The following is a 14,298-nucleotide window of genomic DNA, read 5'->3' as shown; positions in this document are numbered from 1 at the left end:
ATGCTACAAGCATACAATGAGTCAAAATCTTTAATGTGCGGAGAAGAGATTGTTTCGGTAATCTATCTGCTTGTGGTTTTAAGGTGTTTTTGAGGCACCTGATTCGATTATTCATATCCTTATTATAATGTCAAGCAGTAATATTAATTTTTTTTTAAAAATTAATAAGCGTTCCTTTACTTTATTTGTCGACTCACTTCAGATCTATCAACTTCTTTTTTTATTTAGCGGAGGGGAAAATAATGCTTGGCATGCTTGATGCAATTGCAATGATCGTATGTTTGTTGTCGTTATCAGTGATGGTTGTCGGCCTTGTTTTAGTGTATATAAAAAAATGGCGTAAAAACGGATTGAAAACCCTTGGCATTGGAGTTTTATTATTTCTCAGCTTTGCAATATTAGGTGCGGTTTTTTTTCACAAAATCGAATCAGATCAGGTTGCATACAATAATGAATTTTTTTTCTCCTCCTCAGCTTTATTAATAAATATTGCTACTCAAAATGAAAGCGTGACACAGCCACTACTTGAGAATACTGATAAGCAAAGTATCTATGTTCAAGACAAAAAGTCAGACGAAAATGATAATCTAGGTTTTTGGAGGTGGTTCAGGTTAATTTTCTTTGCGTTTATTGCATTGTCTATTTTTGTTCATTGGCGAGATAAACGCAAAAAACGTTTTAAAGAAACAGTTTCAGAGCAGGTGTTAATGCCTCCCCCCCATATCCACCCCTCTTCTGATTTATCAATTGTTAATAAAATGTCACCGGAACTTGAAAAAAAACGGTTAGAAAAGAGAATAAAGATCTTTCTCCTTTGTACTCTACTGATTGGAGGCATTGTCGTAATAATAAGTATTACACTATGGTTATTAGTACCAATACTTATCGTTTTAGCTTTGATTATCCCTATCTATATTGCAAGTAAAAAAGAAAAACGCTTTGAAGAAGAAGTTGCTTTGTGGCAATCAGACATTCCTCCCTCTAATTTTGAGGAGGCATGTGAAATGTTTCAAGAACTTGACGCAAGTGAATATGATTATCGTTTAGCACAAAATGAAAAACTGTTGGGAGTTCAAGCGCGCGTTACCTTCAATATTGGCGAAAATACCCCGCTTTTAGGACGTCTTTTAGTAACAAATCAAGCTATTGTATTTGAAAGCCCTGAAGATAATGAAAGGACTACTTGGGCAAGCATTGCATCAGTATCTATAACATACCAAGGATGTCACATCAGTCATCGTACTGGCGCACCATGGAATTACCGATTTAGTGCTATTCCAAATCCAAGGTTTGCAGCAATAATCCGAGCTCTTGGGCAGCCTTATTAGATTTTTAAAGGTATACCATATAGACTTCCCTTACTTTAACTCCCGTAAGATAAGCTTATACATACCGGATTCAGAGGCTTATACCTCTGTGATCAAGAAGTGCTCTTGAGAGGTATCTTTAGGAGAAATGATCACAACACTATCTTGAGGTTTTGGGGGGAAGCCACCGATATCATGAATACAGACATCAAGTTCTTTTCGAGGCACTGTTGTGGGGATTCTCCCGCCAGCGTTCGATTCTGAATGTTTAATGCCGTAAATTGCTGTAATCTGAAACGATTGTTGATTATCTTTTCGCGTATAGATGACGGGTTGCCCAAAGGTGTTGCGTACATCTTGATCATTTTGTTGAGCAAACCCGTGCCATTGCATGCTATTTGCCTCCACTGACCGCTTTAAAGAGCATTTCAGGGCGTGTGCAAATATAAAGCGGATAGCTGTACACCACAAGTTTGGCCCATGTATTGTGATTAGTATCTGGAATAAGAATAGTGTAAAGAGATTTTCCAATTGTGTGAGAAAAATTCTCAGTTTCTGCTGGAGAAAAGGTTTTTTGGAACACGCTAGGCGCATTGGAAGGAAAAAACTGGCATTCATCGGGCTTAATGCCTATGGCGCGTTTTGTTCCAGCTTTTGCACTTACATTATAGTTATGAACACTGCGGTAGTTAATGAACGTAACACCCGCAAAGTCAAAACTACCAAAGCTTCCAGAACCAATGCTACTGGGTGTTGCAACACCTCCAGCGCTATTGAGTGTTTGTGCAAGCGCTGTATTGAGATAGGTTTCACGAATTGTCTTATGGTTTTTCAATTTGGAAAAGAATTCATTTCCACAAAGTCCAATAATCCGTGAATGATCAGAAAATGCCCCCTTTGAAGCTTCAATCATTCTCATAATGATTTGATCAACGTGGTCGGCAACATTTGTTGTCTCAACATTCAGTTTAAAATCAATCGGCTTTGGGGGTGTAATTTCCCATTCCTTGTACCAATCAACAATAACAGAGCCATCGGCATCAAGCACAACACCTTGAACAGCGCCAAGCTGCATGTTTTCCCATGTCAATTCGATTTCAGAAATCAGCTTCTTTTGTTTTCTAGCAATATATTTCATTGCTGTCTCGAGTTGATCTTCTGGCCTCAATATATCCCATCCTTGGATTTCTTCTGTTTTTACGGTATCACTTTTGGCGATCCGTGTTGTTTTGAAAAAATGCAGATTATGCCCATCTCCTTCAATCAAAGGGGCGCCCCGTTCACTGGTCTGAATCAAAGACAATGTATTGTCACGTCTTTCAATGCCAACCACTGTGGTGCTTGTTTCCACTTCTTCAAAAAGATTAAGAGAGCTAATGAGACTAGGTTGAAACTCATAGTTTTCAATCGCTTTCATCATGGTGGTTGCGGAGAAAGCGTCGTGTTTAAAAAAGTTCATATCCATGTACGCATTCTCCTATCGCAACAGTATTTTGTTATTGTCTTCTAAAGACTGAATGGCAGCATTTTTTTGTTCGTCTGTAATGGCATCCGGCCATAGGAGTTCAGAAGCTTTCACGGTACTCAAGCGCGCTGTAATGACTGCACGTTGATCTGCCTCTGTTACATCAACAGTGGCATAAGAAATCCCTGCTGGTATTTTACTGCCATCAGATGCTGCTGGATTGAGAGGAACATATTTCCCCGTTGCTGTTACTTTTCCCATAACAGTGCCGGCTTCAACAAATGCCCCAGACGCAAAAACCACTTCTTCATTGGACATATCCGTATCATAGCGTCCAAGATAAGCGCCATTGCGAACATCTTCATAAAAAACTTGATTATTCATTTTATTGCCCTCCAAGCGGCTTCCCATTTTGTATTAATTTTTGCCTTGCTCGTCCCATCACTATGGGGCGCTGTGGTCGATAGTTTTAAAGAGGAACTTTTTGAGACAGCAGCAGATAAAACAACATTTTTAGCCTTCTCAACATTCATGCCGCTTTGAATTGCTTTTGCTGCATCAAAAGAAACACCTAAACGCTTTGCTTGCTTTTCAAGGTTTGTGAGTGCCTGTGCGCGTTTTCTTTCTTTTTCAAGAGCTGCTTTTATGTTTTCTTGCTTATCTTCGTTGTCCTCGTCTTCGCTTTCTTCTTCGTCGTCTGCGTCAATGTCGAGAGTGTCTTCTTCGTCTTCATGGGTGACGTCGACAATCTTTTCATCATCCTCTTGTTCGGCGCGGTAGTGTGTGCGTGCCATGGGCTTTGTCCTTTTTTTGTTGCTGTTGGGGGTGAGTGAATGGAATCCATTAAGGCTTCCAAAGCTTGCGCAAGAGTTCCATGCGCATCTGCCAATCCAAGCGTGATGGCTTGGTTGCCTATAAAAGTTTCTGCTTTGGTATCGCGAATTGTAGCCGCATTCAGAGGTCTGTTTTTTGCAACCAAATCCACAAACATCTCGTAGAGTAGGGCGTAATCGGCTTGTATTTTTATCTGTGCTGTATCGCTCAAAGGTTCGTGAGAGTTGCCATGAACTTTATGATCCCCTTCAAAGATAAAAGTCCATTTCAGCCCATGTTTTTCATCTGCACGGGACTGGTCAAGGTGCGCACAAACAACCCCAATGGAGCCCACAACCCCTGTGCGTGCAGTCCAGATTTGAGAAGCAGAACAAGCAATGGCATAAGCTGCCGAACAAGCAAATTCATTGGCATGTGCCCAAATCGGCTTGTTATATTTTTGTGAAAGTGCTTGAAACTCTTCCACCAGATCAAACACACCGCCGGCTTCTCCACCGCTACTGTCAATATCCAGCAATATTGCATGAACATCAGGTTGCCTAATTTCTTCACGAAAAGAAGCGCCCAAGCCTTCATAAGAGGTCAATCCCGATAAAGCCCCAAGCCATGCACCACGACGTACAAGCGTGCCATGAACCGGTATGATAGCAATATTGTTTTGCACCACGTAAGTTTCTGGTGGTCTTAAAGCAGCCCCATCCTTTTCCAAAAAGGCTTTCACGGCAAACTTTTCTCCTGCAAAAAGCCGTGGAGCAAGCGCATTGAGAATAATATCAAGCTTTGTAGAAGCAAGCATGTGTGGAACACCAAAAAGCCGTGATGCCAAAAAGGGCATATCAAGATTATTCACCATTTGCTTGTGCCTTACTGTCTTGGTTGCTTTCATAACTCTCAGAAGGATCTGAATCTTCCGTATCAATCAGTTGATTGCCACCAGAGGGCGCTAGCGCATTATCGGTATCAAAGGATAAACCCCGTGTGTGCGCATCTGTGCGTTCTTCTTCAAGTTCGGCATGAATGTTATCAATATCAAAGCCCCGTTCAGCCAACGCCATACGTCGTGTTTTCAAGCCAGCACGGATTTCTTCTTTTTCTGCGGAAATGTCTTTAATGGGGTCAATCATTTCAAGGGGTGGTGCAAAGCTTTCACATTGAAGCCATGGCAAGGGACTTTCTTCCCATCCTGGTAAATTCACGCATTGGCCAAGCACTGCCATTTCGACAAAGCGTTCCCAAACAATGCGATTAAACTGAAAGGCAATGATATGTTCTCGCCATTGTTTAACATGGCGTCTAAACTGAATAATGGAGGTTCGCACATTGGAAAAGTTTCCTCGCGTAACATCCCCTGTCACAACGGCATAAGGCATATTGAGAGCAGAACAAATTTTCAAGATATTGCGAAATTGAAAAGCCTCATAAGAGCCATCAACCTCAACAGGATTTGAGAATGTAACCTCTTTATTCTCTCCTACGTAAAGTGAAGCACCAGGTGCAGCTACCGGTAATTCTTGTTCTTTGGCGTCCTCTTCACTACGGTTTTCAGGTATTCTTTCACCATTGGGAGAAGTTCCTGTAATAAACACTGCAAAAAGAGCCGCTGTCCTTTTTCGTTCAAGTTCTGCATCATCATAGGATTCAAGTTGAAAGATTTTTGTCATAGAGCGCGTTATTTTGGGAGAACCGCGCAATTGTCCAGCAATACGGCGCTCTTTGATATGAATGACCATTTCAGCAGGCACGCGTATGCGCTCTTGACTCTCAAAGACTGTATTGGAAGGGCAATCATCATAGGGGTGATGTTTCCAGAAATGATAAGCAACGCGCTTACCACTGGCATTAAATTCAATCCCCATACGAATGTAATTGCCTTTAATTTCAGCAGGTCCGTTGTAAGTTAAATCCAGCATTTCGGTTGGATAAACTTGTAATTGAAGAGGCACACCAGAGCGTCCATAAAGGTCAACATAATGCAGTCTTACAAAGCATTCACCAGTTAAAAAGACCTCTCGTGCAATGGTTGCCTGCAGCCCATAAAAGTTGGCATCTTCATCATAATCGGCTTCATCAACCCATTGCCACCATAAGTCTAAAAGCTTTTTCTTTTCTTCTTGAAAGCCTTCAATACGAGGATAGGGTTTAATCCCATCACTCACCGCGGCAGAAACCCATTCCTCTGTTGCAGAACCATAAAGAGATTCATTGTCATAAAGCCATCTTGAACGGGCAACAATGGTATCACCGCATTCTTCAATGGCTTTATTGATATGTTTTTTGCGGGGTCAAAACCACCCATACGGTGGCTTTTGCTTGCCGCTTCAAAATGGGGATTGTGTTGACGAGAAATTGTAAAAAATCCCGTAATTTTATTGAACAAACCAGCCATTAATAGCCTCGTGATATATTAAAATAGAACACGCGTGAACGTTTGCGTCCTTCAAGGTCTGCTATTTGTGTGTTCAGCATCTCAAGTGCTCTGCGCAGTTCTTCAACAGAGCGGTTACTGACTTGCTTATCGCCATGGCGGACGGATTGCGCACCCGAATAAAGAGCTTCTTCAATTTGCTCACGCCGCCTTTTTAAACTTTCAAGTCTTTCAATTTTGCTGTTCATTGGTTCTAAAGTTTCATCCACAAATTACCTCCAATCCCCTCGCATATAAGGATTCATCATTGTTCTGAATGGTTTCTTTTGAGGCCGTATTGTCTGAGATCTTCTTGGAGAAGGAGAGGACACATGTTCTGATGTTGGCTGCTCTACAGAGCCTTCAATTTTAAGCTTTTCCAAACGTTCTTCTAAGATATCGACTTCTCGATTAAGGTTTATTCCTGCCGAAATCAGACCTTGTAAAGCCGCATAAGCATAGACCCTACAATCCAAGGCTTCGTTTCTTGCCTTTTCACTTTTTTGCCATTCAATACGCTTGAAGCCTTTAAAAAATTTGATCACTTTTCTTTCAGCGGTTAGCTGATCAAAATATTCTCGATCAAGGCTTTTGTGAAAATGTGTTGCACCAGCCCCCGTTGCTTCGGGACCCGATTTTTTAAACCGCGCTGTAATGATATCTTTCGCCGCATCAACCCCAACAATATAAAGATTAATCTGTCCTTTATTGTTTCTGCTTGGGCGGCGTGGCCATACCGCACGCCAGCCAGCCTGTCCCTTAATGCCCCAGATGCGCCGTCCTTCACGGGGGCGCACATAATTATAAACAGCCTGTGTATGTCCACCACCAGTATCAATACAAGCCGCCGTTATCCTAATACCGTCTTTATAGCCTGGATGCGGCCAACGTTTTGCAAGATATTCATCCAGTTGGTCCCACACTTCAAAAGAAGAGGGATCACCAAGGATAACTTGATAATCAATATGCCAACTTTCTTCGCTGCGTCCCCAACCTACCACTTCAAGCTCTAAACGGTCATTTTGTACGTCAATTCCTGCTGTCAACACCACAGCTTGTTCTGGGGCAAGGGGATACTCTTCGCGCTTTGCATAGAGACTGTCTGGATCAACAACCTCACCGGTTCTATCCTCCCATGGCTCTCCAAGAACAGTGTTCACAAAAGGTTGCAGAAGGGCTGGATCATCTTTGGCATTTAAAAACTCTCTTGCACATTCCCCCACGTTAGCCAAGGGGAATAGAGTGCAGAAATATGATAAGAGCGCAAATTGGGTCTGCTAGACTCGCTGGTAGGAACCCAACACGCACCTCTTTCTTCACACATCAAATCCGTTTTTCGGTGTTCAGCATGCTCGTGACCACAATGCGCACAAACAAAAACAGCCTTTTCAGGGGCACCTTTCGGCCATTTAATCTGTGATCAAACAATTGGCTGGAGTACACCACATGCATCACAAGGGACGTTGTAATATCGCTGGTCTCCTAAAACAAAATCCTTGGCAATACGGCTTGTGTCACGGTGGGTTGGCGTGGACAATTTAAAGATCTTTCGTTGAATAAAGGTCGAGGTACGCTTTTCTGCGATCATCACCGGATCACCTTCGTTATCGACACTGAGAGGATAAGCATCAACCTCATCCAAAATCAGATAACGAATAGGCATAGAGCACAAACCAGCAGCACTGTTGGCTCCTGTCAGCATCAACGCCCCACCATCAAATTCTTTAGAAAACATGGTATTACCGCTGTCACGCGCACGGGCAGAGGCTATGCGTTCACTTAAAACGGGACTGGCCATAATCATGGGGTCAAGCCGCGTCTTTGAAAGCTTTTTGGCTGTCTCAACGGTGGGCATGACATAAAGGGCTGGTCCTAGACTATAATGAATAGCATAACCACAAAAGTTCAGTCCTGCCTCTGACATACTAATTTGTGCCCCTTTCATAACAATGGTTGTTTCAATAGGCACATAAGAGGAAAGATTATCCATGATTTCGCGCAAATAGGGGGTGCGTTTTGTTCTCCATAATCTAGGTTCAGCACTTGCTACGGTGCTAAGGTATCTATTCTTGTCCGCCCATTGAGAAACCGTATACGGTGGGTTCGGTTGTCTTGCATCATTGGCATTGGCGAAAAATTCTTTAACAGCATTCTCATCCATTATTCATTCTTTGCGTGCCCCAAAACGCTCTCATTCCGGAGGTTGATGATCATGATAAGGAACTGGAATATGAACAGCTTCAAGCAAAGCTTTTCGTATATAATAATCGATAGCACCGATAAGGCTTGCGGCATCACATCCAACCTGTGCGGCAATACTTGCTCCAAAGCGGTGAGGAAAATTCAACATGGCATCACGGTGTGCTCTTCCAAACTCACGGGCTGCTCTCTTTACTTCTTCACGGTCAACGGTTGTTTCGCGCAAACGTTCAAGAGCAATCTTTTCGCTTTCAAGGGCAACTTGCATTCTCTCCAGTTTGATTTCGTATTCATTAGCACCCTCTTTAGAGATTTGTTTGATCTTTGTCCGTGGTTGACCATCCGGTGCTAAAAATGGGGCAGGGCGCTTTGTTGGATTCTCATTCCAGATGGCTGTTGCAAGCGCTTCATTAACAGAACCATCTTCAAAAATAGCCTTATCAAATTTTCCAGTTTTAAAACGAGAAACCACCGCATTAGGAGAAACATGCATCTTTTTGGCAAAGGCACGAAGCGATAGACCTTTTCGAGATTTCTTATTCATTGAGCAGTCGCTCCATTTTAAATAATTTATGCGAATTATTGTACACTTTAATTATTGACACAATTGTATTTTTCGTGTACATAAAATATATGAAGATCGTGTGGGATGAACCAAAAAGAGCTGTAAACATTGTTAAACATAAGCTTGATTTTGCTGATGTTATTTACTTTGATTGGGAGCATGCTCTTATTGATGCAACTCATTCAAACCGCATGAAGGCTATTGGACGTTTTGCTAATGGTACGACCGTTGTTGTTTTTGCGAAGCTTGGCACTGAAGCGATATCCATTATCAGTTTCCGTCAAGCCAATAAAAAAGAAAGAGAGGTTTTCAATGACTATCAAAAAAACCTTTGAAGTAGGCTGTGACTATACAAAAGAAGATTGGGACGCTGTGGATTCTCCACCACTAACAGATGAAGAACTTGCACGTCTCAAGCCAGCGAAAGATGTTTTACCACCCTCTTTCTTTAAGTATGTAACAGAAGAACGCCGTAAACGTGGGCGTCCGCCTGTTGAATCTCCAAAACAAGCGGTTACTCTACGCCTTGACCCAAACGTTATTGCCTCTTTTAAAAAACAAGGAAAAGATTGGCGCACACGTATGAGTGAAGTGTTAAAAAAAGCAAGCCGTTGCTAAAGCTACCACCTCCCCACCTTAAAAGATGGGGAAGGGAAATGTTTTACCTTAAGCAACCTTTTTAATAGGGTTGTCTAAATCTGGTTCGTAAGCACGCAACAAAGAATCCATGCTATGCGGTAGCTCTGAATCTCCAAAATCTGTTAGAACTGTTAAAATTTTAAGTATATTTGGCACATCATCTTGAAGCTTTAAAATCAAAGCTTTTTCTATGACACTCATAGTATCAACCAGAGCAGTACAATCTTTGTCACTCATATTTTCATGTCTAGAAAATTGAGATAATGCTATCCACAAATTGCATAAGAAGTTGGTATCAATCTTCATTGTACACCTCCATGGATTTGTTCTCTTAAACATGCCAATCCTCTGGAGGTGATTTTTGTCGAAGGGAGTATTTTTTCCGTACCATCTGGTCTTTGAATAGTAATCGCAGGGCAATCCATAAAACCTTTCTTGATTTTATCTTGGTAGGGTAGCAAAGGCGCCCCTGGAGCACGTCGATAGACCCAATCGTGTTTGCGCAAATAATCGTTTAAATCCTTTGGTCGTATCTCTAACATCTTTGCTGCTTCAATAAGACCGAACAGCCCATCAGAGCGCTTTAAGCCTTCTAAAGCCTCTGCTTTTGGTTTGAGTGTACTTACCTCGTTTCTTAAGTCTTCTAATTGATTGATACTCTCTAAAAGCAGCTGTTTAATCGTAAGAGGATTTTCCAAAGCATTGGCAAGATTTATTTGCGGTGTTACTACTTTTTTCAAAAGCTTTTCACACTTGATAAAATATTGACGCGCTTCATGTCCTTTGTCATTACGTTCTATCATGGAAAGGTGCTTAGCCATATCTAAGGTAATATGGTATTCTTTTATCTTTCCACCGTTTTCTAAATTTTTAGAAAGCATTATAAAGTTTATATTTTCCAAAAACTTACATTCTTTAATGCGATTTTTAATCCAGTCTGCAAACTTTGATGTAATTCCCAAAAATGCATGTAAATCACGAGCATTGACTGTTTGAACAGTTTCTTGATCAATAACCTGTTCTGATATTTCTATAAGCGTGTTCATAATGAACTCCTTATCGTTAGATGTTTTTGATTGACACTCAAAAAGAGTGCCGGGCGCTCAAAAACACGGCGATAAGTCCGTCGTTACACTTTTCCCGCAAGGGTATTGTATAGTGTAACCACACCCGACAAAATCACTATATGCTACAAAGCATGTGATGAGTCAAAGTTTTTAAATTTCGGCGGGAAGAGATTATTTCGGTAATCTATCCGCTTATCGTTGGGTGTTTTTGAGGCACCTGACTCAACAATAGACACATTGTTGCCATATTGTCAAGCGGTGACTTCACATTTTTTTAAATAATCATAGATTGTATAGTGTGTATATTAATGCACATTAATTTTGTTATTTATCAATATGTTAAGTGTACAATGTACAGTCGATTTGAAAATTCTGTCGCTAGCGATAGTTCGCGCTCGTCCGCCCCGCAACGAAGCCAACCCGCTGGAAAGTACCTTTTGCATTGATTTTATTGGTTTTTTTATGGAAAAAGCAAAGCATAAGCGATGATCTGTTTTTGAAATTACAATAAGAATATGGAATGCGTAAACTAATAACTATATGTAATGTATAGATAAAGCTTAAGAACATGATCTAGCCTCTTTTATTGGCAGCGTATTCTTGACGAGAAAGTTGAATCTGTATGTTTTTGGTTAATCTTTCATTGGCTTTTTTTATAATAGAATTTGTAATCTCTGGCTTAGACATCACTATAGCAATTGAAGGTCCTTCTTGTTTTGCAATGGGGAATTTATCGTCGTCTACTCTTTGAAAAACATGACCATTCATTTTTTTTAATTCAACACGCTTTGGAAAATTTCCCCCCTTAATAAAACCATGGGGCAAGATTTCTTTCTTTCCAAACATTGTGTAGGTCACACCGCGTTTTGTTTCTTTTGCTTGAAAAAATTTAAGAGGCAAGGGTGTTCCAGAACCAATGATATCTGTCTCGAGAAATTTTGCGGTAGCTTTTCCTTTAATATAAATACCTTTTTTGATACGCTTTAGTTGGGCTGATGAGAGGTCGGAAACTTGCTTTTCAGTAAAGCGTTCGACTTGTTTTGCTGAAGTATTTATAGCGTTCCGCAAAGCCCAATTAAGACGTGGTGCTTGAAGATTGGTAAAGGGATCTTTTACCTGTTGAAGATACCATTCTTGATGGATGATTAATTTCAACTTTTAAGCTTTTTTGTCGTAGGTGTTGATGATTTGGAAACTTTAGATGTTTCGGTCTGTTGAAGTGAAATTTCTTCTGCACTTGGTTCAGAGGATATCTGTACGGCTTCTTTTTCTATTGGCTTAATTGGTTCATTTATCTTTTCAGATTTTATTGTTGTTTTACTTTCCAAAAAAGGTTTTGCGGCATTGGCGCGTTTGAGGCGTGCGTAGACTTGATTGGAAACCTCCACAAATGGATTATTTAAAGTTGATGTTTCAAAACGAACAGTGCTTTTGTTGTCGCCAACAACACACATTGGTTTGGTGATGATTGCTTTCATCTTCACTCCTTTTGAGGAAGTTAATTAATGACATTATTGGTCAATGAATGGCTTTTGATGTGTGCAAAATAGATAATCCAGTTTTTTTAATAAAAACAGTAAGTTAAACTACTTTTAAAGCTTAATATTTTAACAAATTTTAAGGGATTTTTTTGAATTTTAGACACAATACGACCAGTGACAGCACAGGCATTAAATAAAATTTTCTACGTATTGTCAATAGAAAAAATCTATATTTTGTATTTTTTTAATTTTTTGATCAAAACTTAGTATTTTAAAAGCCAATCTTTAATTTTATACAAATAACAACATTTATGTTGTATTTAAACATTTTAGATGTTATGTTATGTTTATGAACAGTCAAGAATTAAAAAGATATCTTACAAAACATGGTTGCAGTTTTACCTCAGGGAAAGGTGGCCATTTGCTTGTAAAACGCGGTTCTAAAAAATCTGTTTTACCTATGCATGGTACACGGAAAGAATTAGGAACGGGATTAGTTCAAAAGATTCTTAAAGATCTTGACCTAAGGTAAGTCTGAATATGGAGATATAAATGAAATATGCACTTAAATTTATCAAAGATGACAATGATACTCTTCTTGTCGTTTCCAAAGACTTTCAAGAATTTATTACCTATGGTAACGACGAAAAAGAGGCTTTAGAAAACGCTAAAAATGCCCTTTTAACAGTTATTATGGGGCGTTTCCAAGATCGAGAATTTGTTCCTTTCGGAGTTCGTGATACTGCCTATCCTTTTGTTGAAGTATCTTCATTGGTCACTTTAAAAATTGCAATACATAACGCTATGGTTGAAAAAAAATTACGCAAAGCAGATCTTACGCGTCTTTTAAAACTCAATCCAATACAAATTGATCGATTGTTGGATTTAAACCACGCAACAAAATTAGACTCTTTAGAATCCACTCTTATTATTCTTGGCAAAGAAGTTACCATTAGTATCCAAGATGCTGCTTAAAACTTATTTATTTATAAACTACTGAGCAATTATTATAGAAGGGAAGAGAAATGACAGGTCCAGAAATATTAGATGCTGTGTATATGATATCAATGATAGTCATATCCCTCTTAACTGTAGCATTTTGTTTACCTGCTGCTTTTTGATTTTCATTAATATATAGCTAAATATTAAGCTCATGGCGGGCTGCTGTTGCCAAAAAAGCAGATCTTGTTAAACCTCTCTCTTGTGCACAATTATCAATTGCACGTAAAAGCCCTCGTTCAATTGATATATTGGTACGTACAACTTCTGCATCATTTTCAATAAAAGGAACTTGTATTAAAAAAGCTCCTTGTGACAAAGCTTTTTTGACAGCTTTCTGTTGTATTACTTCTTCAAATTTTAAAGGAACAGGCACTGTATCCATATCTTCACAATAAAGTTGTAAGGCTTCGGTTGCATTTATGATAAGATTTTCTTCTTCATCAGCAGCAGAGAATAAACCTTCAAAATCGGGAAACTGAATACCAAAAGCAGAATCCTCATCTTTATGAACAAGAGCAAAAAATCTTTTCATTCTTCTTCTCCTTTTTTTAACCAGCCTGCTTGTAGTGCAATAGAACGCGCTGTACCGATTGGAAGATTCTTCTTAGGCTGTGGAACAATAACAACCTTGCTATCTTTTTTAAATTTATGGTGTGAACCTTTCACTTTAACAAGTTCAAAGCCGTCGCGTTTTAATTTTGCAATTATCTTTCGGCTGTTTTGTTCCATTACCCAATCTCATAATGTGTATATATTTACACACTATATTTTTTTTATTCTAAGTCAATGTTTTTAATAACCAAAATATTTTTGAAGAGCATTAAGGACGATATGTAATGAAGGTACAAGATATGGCAATTCTAGATCTTCTATAACAAGGTATTGTAATGCAGCATAAAAATTATACTGTCTGTAAAGATGTTGTGTTTCTTTTATTACCTCTTGCATATTTGAAAATTGTTTTGTTGTAAATTCAACCCATTTTTTTCTAGCTGCTTCATCAGAAGATGAGGGCATTTCATCATAAATTGCACTAGGTAATGTTTTTGCACATAAATAATCATTTTTCACTTCAAGATATTTTTGTGCTGCATCGTATTGATCTTGATTAAGGTTGCCTTGCAGATAAAGCCGTCCGATATAGGTACCGGAAAGCGGATTTTTTGCTTCTTCTATGGTCAAACAGAAGCGTTTGGCACGCATTTCAATTGCCAATTTATCGATAGGGTCACGAGGCATTTTGGTTCGTGAGATACGACCATTTGGTTCTCTGATACAACCTTCAATGCGAGGACGACCGCGTTTTGCTCGTTTTTTTCTTTTTGTCATATTTTT

21 protein-coding genes and 1 pseudogene are annotated in these 14,298 nt (G+C 39.5%); 5 read left to right on the top strand and 17 right to left on the bottom strand.

The genetic code is table 11. The features are described from left to right. Positions 1–242 precede the first annotated feature (242 nt). Positions 243–1,328, top strand: coding sequence for a hypothetical protein (locus AC6ER9_RS01460; protein ID WP_497074686.1), 1,086 nt, complete (start codon positions 243–245; stop codon positions 1,326–1,328). Positions 1,329–1,406: 78 nt separating this feature from the next. On the opposite strand, the gene AC6ER9_RS01455 is transcribed toward AC6ER9_RS01460, so the two are convergent. The 10 genes and pseudogenes from AC6ER9_RS01455 to AC6ER9_RS01410 form a co-directional block, all read right to left on the bottom strand. Further along, positions 1,407–1,700, bottom strand: coding sequence for a head-tail joining protein (locus tag AC6ER9_RS01455; RefSeq protein WP_497074685.1), 294 nt, complete (start codon positions 1,698–1,700; stop codon positions 1,407–1,409). A gap of 1 nt (position 1,701) precedes the next feature. Further along, positions 1,702–2,772 (bottom strand): major capsid protein, encoded by a 1,071-nt coding sequence (locus AC6ER9_RS01450; protein WP_497074684.1) that lies wholly within the window; start codon positions 2,770–2,772, stop codon positions 1,702–1,704. A gap of 12 nt (positions 2,773–2,784) precedes the next feature. After that, entirely contained in the window at positions 2,785–3,156 is a 372-nt protein-coding gene (locus AC6ER9_RS01445) for a head decoration protein (protein ID WP_497074683.1), read from the bottom strand. Beyond that, on the bottom strand, positions 3,153–3,305 hold the full coding sequence (locus AC6ER9_RS01440; RefSeq protein ID WP_246054783.1) for a hypothetical protein: 153 nt from the start codon (positions 3,303–3,305) through the stop codon (positions 3,153–3,155). Before AC6ER9_RS01440 ends, AC6ER9_RS01445 begins: the two co-directional genes overlap by 4 nt. 110 nt (positions 3,306–3,415) lie before the next feature. Next, positions 3,416–4,459, bottom strand: coding sequence for a S49 family peptidase (locus AC6ER9_RS01435; protein ID WP_497074682.1), 1,044 nt, complete (start codon positions 4,457–4,459; stop codon positions 3,416–3,418). Then, positions 4,449–5,840 carry a phage portal protein gene (locus AC6ER9_RS01430; RefSeq protein ID WP_497075252.1) on the bottom strand — a complete coding sequence of 464 codons (1,392 nt, stop codon included), beginning with the start codon at positions 5,838–5,840 and terminating at the stop codon, positions 4,449–4,451. Before AC6ER9_RS01430 ends, AC6ER9_RS01435 begins: the two co-directional genes overlap by 11 nt. Further along, positions 5,759–5,992, bottom strand: coding sequence for a hypothetical protein (locus AC6ER9_RS01425; protein WP_497074681.1), 234 nt, complete (start codon positions 5,990–5,992; stop codon positions 5,759–5,761). Before AC6ER9_RS01425 ends, AC6ER9_RS01430 begins: the two co-directional genes overlap by 82 nt. Next, positions 5,992–6,240, bottom strand: coding sequence for a phage head-tail joining protein (locus AC6ER9_RS01420; RefSeq protein WP_497074680.1), 249 nt, complete (start codon positions 6,238–6,240; stop codon positions 5,992–5,994). The genes AC6ER9_RS01425 and AC6ER9_RS01420 overlap by 1 nt, the downstream gene beginning before the upstream one ends. Positions 6,241–6,243: 3 nt before the next feature. Further along, positions 6,244–8,171: pseudogene (locus tag AC6ER9_RS01415) on the bottom strand (phage terminase large subunit family protein). A 30-nt stretch (positions 8,172–8,201) separates the two neighbouring features. Continuing rightward, positions 8,202–8,753: a hypothetical protein gene (locus AC6ER9_RS01410; protein WP_497074679.1), complete on the bottom strand. Its 552-nt coding sequence runs from the start codon at positions 8,751–8,753 to the stop codon at positions 8,202–8,204. Between the two features lie 89 nt (positions 8,754–8,842). On the opposite strand from AC6ER9_RS01410, the gene AC6ER9_RS01405 reads away from it, so the two are divergent. Further along, complete coding sequence (locus AC6ER9_RS01405) at positions 8,843–9,109, top strand: BrnT family toxin (RefSeq protein ID WP_220717753.1); 267 nt, start codon at positions 8,843–8,845, stop codon at positions 9,107–9,109. Further along, positions 9,087–9,392, top strand: coding sequence for a BrnA antitoxin family protein (locus AC6ER9_RS01400; RefSeq protein WP_497074678.1), 306 nt, complete (start codon positions 9,087–9,089; stop codon positions 9,390–9,392). The genes AC6ER9_RS01405 and AC6ER9_RS01400 overlap by 23 nt, the downstream gene beginning before the upstream one ends. Before the next feature lie 48 nt (positions 9,393–9,440). Here the strand turns inward: AC6ER9_RS01400 and AC6ER9_RS01395 are convergent, their stop codons facing one another. The 4 genes from AC6ER9_RS01395 to AC6ER9_RS01380 all read right to left on the bottom strand — a co-directional run bounded on the left by AC6ER9_RS01395 (position 9,441) and on the right by AC6ER9_RS01380 (position 11,958). Beyond that, positions 9,441–9,719, bottom strand: a complete 279-nt coding sequence (locus AC6ER9_RS01395) for a hypothetical protein (RefSeq protein ID WP_497074677.1) — start codon at positions 9,717–9,719, stop codon at positions 9,441–9,443. Continuing rightward, positions 9,716–10,459: an antA/AntB antirepressor family protein gene (locus tag AC6ER9_RS01390; protein WP_497074676.1), complete on the bottom strand. Its 744-nt coding sequence runs from the start codon at positions 10,457–10,459 to the stop codon at positions 9,716–9,718. The genes AC6ER9_RS01395 and AC6ER9_RS01390 overlap by 4 nt, the downstream gene beginning before the upstream one ends. Positions 10,460–11,053: 594 nt before the next feature. Further along, positions 11,054–11,635 (bottom strand): hypothetical protein, encoded by a 582-nt coding sequence (locus tag AC6ER9_RS01385; protein ID WP_497074675.1) that lies wholly within the window; start codon positions 11,633–11,635, stop codon positions 11,054–11,056. After that, positions 11,632–11,958 (bottom strand): hypothetical protein, encoded by a 327-nt coding sequence (locus AC6ER9_RS01380; protein ID WP_497074269.1) that lies wholly within the window; start codon positions 11,956–11,958, stop codon positions 11,632–11,634. Before AC6ER9_RS01380 ends, AC6ER9_RS01385 begins: the two co-directional genes overlap by 4 nt. 352 nt (positions 11,959–12,310) lie before the next feature. Between AC6ER9_RS01380 and AC6ER9_RS01375 the strand changes: the two genes are divergently transcribed. Further along, positions 12,311–12,493, top strand: a complete 183-nt coding sequence (locus tag AC6ER9_RS01375; protein ID WP_038473319.1) for a type II toxin-antitoxin system HicA family toxin — start codon at positions 12,311–12,313, stop codon at positions 12,491–12,493. A 20-nt stretch (positions 12,494–12,513) separates the two neighbouring features. Continuing rightward, positions 12,514–12,936: a type II toxin-antitoxin system HicB family antitoxin gene (locus AC6ER9_RS01370; RefSeq protein WP_497074674.1), complete on the top strand. Its 423-nt coding sequence runs from the start codon at positions 12,514–12,516 to the stop codon at positions 12,934–12,936. A gap of 163 nt (positions 12,937–13,099) precedes the next feature. Here the strand turns inward: AC6ER9_RS01370 and AC6ER9_RS01365 are convergent, their stop codons facing one another. From AC6ER9_RS01365 to AC6ER9_RS01355, 3 genes are all read right to left on the bottom strand, one after another. After that, positions 13,100–13,495, bottom strand: coding sequence for a type II toxin-antitoxin system HicB family antitoxin (locus tag AC6ER9_RS01365; RefSeq protein ID WP_497074673.1), 396 nt, complete (start codon positions 13,493–13,495; stop codon positions 13,100–13,102). Then, positions 13,492–13,692 carry a type II toxin-antitoxin system HicA family toxin gene (locus AC6ER9_RS01360; RefSeq protein ID WP_497074672.1) on the bottom strand — a complete coding sequence of 67 codons (201 nt, stop codon included), beginning with the start codon at positions 13,690–13,692 and terminating at the stop codon, positions 13,492–13,494. The genes AC6ER9_RS01365 and AC6ER9_RS01360 overlap by 4 nt, the downstream gene beginning before the upstream one ends. 63 nt (positions 13,693–13,755) lie before the next feature. After that, entirely contained in the window at positions 13,756–14,292 is a 537-nt protein-coding gene (locus tag AC6ER9_RS01355) for a hypothetical protein (protein ID WP_497074671.1), read from the bottom strand. Positions 14,293–14,298 lie beyond the last annotated feature (6 nt).

Source organism: Bartonella sp. SL317 (assembly GCF_059687655.1).
Note: the sequence above shows the minus strand (reverse complement) of the source record. Positions and strands in the feature narration are given on the sequence as shown.